Here is a 4,109-nt window from a genome sequence, read left to right as displayed (position 1 = left end):
CGGCGAGGCGGGCTGCGGCCCGGGGCGGCGGTCGCGGGGACGGTGCGCCCCGGGTCCGCCGCGGTGTGCGCGTTCGGGGTCCTGGCGCTGTGCGCGCTCGGGCTGGCCCACTCCCCCGGGTTCGCGGCCGCCTGCGCGCTCGGGGCTGTCCTCGGGCAGGTGACCGCTGGCTTCCTGCTACGGCGCGCGGTGCGGCGGTTGGGCGGCATCACCGGAGATGTCCTGGGCGCTCTGGCGGAGACGGCCGCTACGACCGTCCTACTGGTAACGGCGGCGGCGATCGTGTGGATGTGAAGCCTGGGAACGGGGCCGGAACCGCGGCCGGAACCGGGCCGTGCCTTCCCCACCAGGGCATACTTACTGGCCAGTAGCCATTCCGGCCGCCCAATGTCGGCATCATCACATTTTTTCACACGGAGTTTCACGCCGCCGGCCCACGGGCAGGCGCGTCTCCGCGCCGCCAAGCGCGTAAGACGCCCCCCGAAAGGGACCAGGGGGCCCACACCGTGCGGGCGGAACCGGACCCGCGGGGGGAGTCGCCCCACAGCCCCCCAGGACGCAGAGCGCCGCGTCAGAGCCTTGCAAGGCACGGGGTGCCGCGTCACCGCAGGGGGCACAGGAGGGCTAGCATCGAGAGCGTGAGCACGACGTTGTCAGTAAACACGGAGTCCCCCAGTTCGCTCGACGCCGACGCCGTAGTCGTCGGTTACCACTCCGGAGGCGACGCCCCGGAGCCCGCATCGGGCGCTCATTCCGTCGACGCCGCCTTCACCGGCGGCCTCGGCTCTACCCTGTCGCTCCTGGGAGCGAGCGGCGCCCCTGAGGAGGTGCACACCATTGCCTCCCTCGGAGCAGTCAAGGCCCCGGTCGTCGTCGCGGTCGGCCTCGGCCCGGCGCCCACCGACGGCCCCGTCGACTCCGATGTCCTGTCCCGCGCGGCCGGCGCCGCGCTGCGTTCCCTGAGCTCGCGTCCCGAGGGCGCGGGCCGTGTCGTGCTGGCGCTGCCCGCGACCACCGCCGACCAGGCCGGCGCCGTGGCCCTGGGCGCCGAGCTCGGCACCTACGACTTCGACCGTTACCGCACCGGCGAGAAGGCCGAGAAGAAGGCGGCCAAGAGCGCCGCGGTCTCGCTGACCGTGGCCAGTGAGGCCACCGGCGCAGACGACGCCGTGGAGCGCGCCTCCGTCCTCGCCGAAGCCGTCTCCTTCACGCGCGACCTCGTCAACACCGCACCGGCCGACCTGGTCCCCGAGGACCTGGCCAACGCGGCCCAGGAGATCGCCCAGCAGACCGGGATGGAGATCGAGGTCCTGGACGAGCGCGCCCTGTCCGAGGGCGGCTACGGCGGCCTGACCGGGGTCGGCCAGGGTTCGGCCAACCCGCCCCGGCTGGTCCGGCTGTCCTACAGCCACCCGGAGGCCAGCAAGAAGATCGCCTTCGTCGGCAAGGGCATCACCTTCGACTCGGGCGGCTTGTCCCTCAAGCCTTCGGGCGGCATGGAGTGGATGAAGTCCGACATGAGCGGTGCGGCCTCCGTGCTCGCCGCCATGCGCGCCATTTCCACCCTGGGCCTGGAGGTCAACGCCGTCGGTTACCTGACGGTGGCCGAGAACATGCCCAGCGGCACCGCCCAGCGCCCCTCCGACGTCGTGAGCATCTACGGCGGCAAGACCGTCGAAGTCCTCAACACCGACGCCGAGGGCCGCCTGGTCATGGCCGACGGCCTCGTGCGCGCCCACGAGGACGAGCCGGACCTGATCGTGGACATCGCCACGCTGACGGGTGCCCAGCTCGTCGCGCTGGGCACCCGCGTGTTCGCGGTCATGTCCAACGACGACTCCGTGCGCGACGAGATCGTCGCCTCGGCCGGTGCCGAGAACGAGGCCTCCTGGCCCATGCCGCTCCCGTCGGAGCTGCGCGCCGGCCTCAACTCCTCGGTCGCCGACATCGCCAACGTTGCGGGCGAGCGCTGGGGCGGGATGCTCTCCGCGGGCCTCTTCCTCCAGGAGTTCATCGAGGAGGGCACCAAGTGGGCCCACCTCGACATCGCCGGGCCATCCTTCAACCACGGTGGGCCGCACGGTCACACCCCCAAGGGCGGCACGGGTGCGGGAACCCGCACCCTCGTCCGCATCGCCGAGGACTACGCCCGTAAGCAGTAGTTCGGAAGGGCGGGGCGGTACTCCTCTGAGCCGGAGCGCCGCCCCGCACCCCGGCAGCCGCGGTCTGATACGACTCGCCGCCCCTGCGGCAGGACCACGGTCTTCCACTACCATCACCAGCCACCACAACTAGGAGTTCGTTCCCGTGAGTGAGAGCGGCGGCACCTTCGACCTCGTCGTCCTTGGCGGCGGCAGCGGCGGCTACGCGGCGGCACTGCGCGCCGCCGAGCTGGACATGAGCGTCGTCCTGATCGAGAAAGACAAGCTCGGCGGCACCTGCCTGCACCGCGGCTGCATCCCCACCAAGGCCCTCCTGCACTCGGCCGAGGTCGCCGACTCCACCAAGGAGAGCGAGAACTTCGGCGTCAAGGCCACCTTCGAGGGCATCGACATCGAGGCCGTGCACAAGTACAAGGACAAGGTGGTCAACGGCCTGTACAAGGGCCTGAGCGGACTCATCAAGTCCCGCAAGATCACCGTCGTCGAGGGTGAGGGCAAGCTCACCGGCAAGGACGAGGTCACGGTCGACGGCAAGGTCTACAAGGGCAAGAACGTCCTTCTGGCCACCGGTTCCAAGCCGAAGACCCTCGGCCTGGAGATCGACGGCGACAAGGTCATGACCAGTGACCAAGCCATGGACCTGGGCCGCGTCCCCGAGTCCGTCATCGTCCTGGGCGGCGGCGTGATCGGCGTGGAGTTCGCCAGCGTGTGGCGTTCCTACGGCTCCGAGGTCACCGTCGTCGAGGCCCTCAAGAACCTGGTCCCCGTCGAGGAGGAGTCCAGCTCCAAGCTGCTGGAGCGGGCCTTCCGCAAGCGCAAGATCAAGTCCGAGCTGGGCACCCCGTTCGAGTCGGTCAAGACCACCGACTCGGGTGTGGTCGTCACGCTCCAGGGCGGCAAGACCCTGGAGGCCGAGGTCCTGCTGGTCGCCATCGGCCGCGGCCCGGTCTCCGAAGGCCTCGGTTACGAGGAGCAGGGTGTCACCCTCGACCGCGGCTTCGTCCAGGTCGACGAGAACCTGCACACCGGTGTGGGCAACGTCTACGCGGTCGGCGACCTCATCCCGACCCTCCAGCTCGCCCACGTCGGCTTCGCCGAGGGCATCTTCGTCGCCGAGCACATCGCCGGGCAGAACCCGCCCGCGATCGACTACGACGGTGTGCCCCGCGTCACGTACTGTGAGCCTGAGGTCGCCTCCGTCGGTCTCACCACCAAGGTGGCCAAGGAGCGCGGCCACGACGTCGTCGAGATGAACTACAACCTGGCGGGCAACGGCAAGAGCCAGATCCTCCAGACGCAGGGCGCGGTCAAGGTCATCGCCGAGAAGGACGGTCCCGTGCTGGGCGTCCACATGGTCGGCAGCCGTGTCGGCGAGCTGATCGCCGAAGGCCAGCTGATCTACAACTGGGAGGCGCTGCCCTCCGAGGTGGCCCAGCTGATCCACCCGCACCCGAGCCAGTCGGAGGCACTGGGCGAGGCCCACCTCGCGCTTGCGGGCAAGCCTCTGCACGTCCACGACTGACCGCTTCACCCGGGGGCGGGCCTCACGGGCCCGCCCCCGCACACATCCGCGCTGCCCGTCCAGGCTATGGGCAGATACCGCGCCCAGATCCAACGAGGAACCCATGCCGACTTCCGTTTCCATGCCCGCCCTGGGTGAGAGCGTCACCGAAGGGACCGTCACCCAGTGGCTGAAGAACGTGGGCGACACCGTCGAGGTAGACGAGCCGCTCCTTGAGGTCTCCACCGACAAGGTGGACACAGAGATCCCGTCCCCGGTGGCCGGTGTACTCACCAAGATCCTCGTCGACGAAGACGACACCGTGGAGATCGGCGCGGAGATCGCGGTCGTCGGCGGCGAGGGCGACAGCGCCGACGACGACGCACCCGCGCCCGCGGCTCAGGAGCCCGAGGCGGCCGCGCCCGCGCAGGCCGAGGAGGCGGAGC

General features: G+C 70.3%; 4 protein-coding genes. All 4 read left to right on the top strand.

Features of this window, described 5'->3' with window-relative positions; translation table 11 throughout:
- The coding region (locus tag ACYVD1_RS34410) for an adenosylcobinamide-GDP ribazoletransferase (protein WP_460778663.1) at positions 1-294 on the top strand (294 nt) is incomplete at its 5' end.
- A 344-nt stretch (positions 295-638) separates the two neighbouring features.
- The gene (locus ACYVD1_RS34405; RefSeq protein WP_460778662.1) at positions 639-2,162 is read left to right on the top strand and encodes a leucyl aminopeptidase; all 1,524 of its coding nucleotides are present in this window, start codon (positions 639-641) and stop codon (positions 2,160-2,162) included.
- Positions 2,163-2,307: 145 nt separating this feature from the next.
- Entirely contained in the window at positions 2,308-3,684 is a 1,377-nt protein-coding gene (gene lpdA, locus ACYVD1_RS34400) for a dihydrolipoyl dehydrogenase (protein ID WP_460778661.1), read from the top strand.
- Between the two features lie 121 nt (positions 3,685-3,805).
- The coding region (locus ACYVD1_RS34395; RefSeq protein ID WP_460778664.1) for a biotin/lipoyl-containing protein at positions 3,806-4,109 on the top strand (304 nt) is incomplete at its 3' end.

The sequence above is a fragment of the Nocardiopsis nanhaiensis genome (genome assembly GCF_054778635.1).
This window is presented reverse-complemented; position numbering and strand designations above follow the sequence as displayed.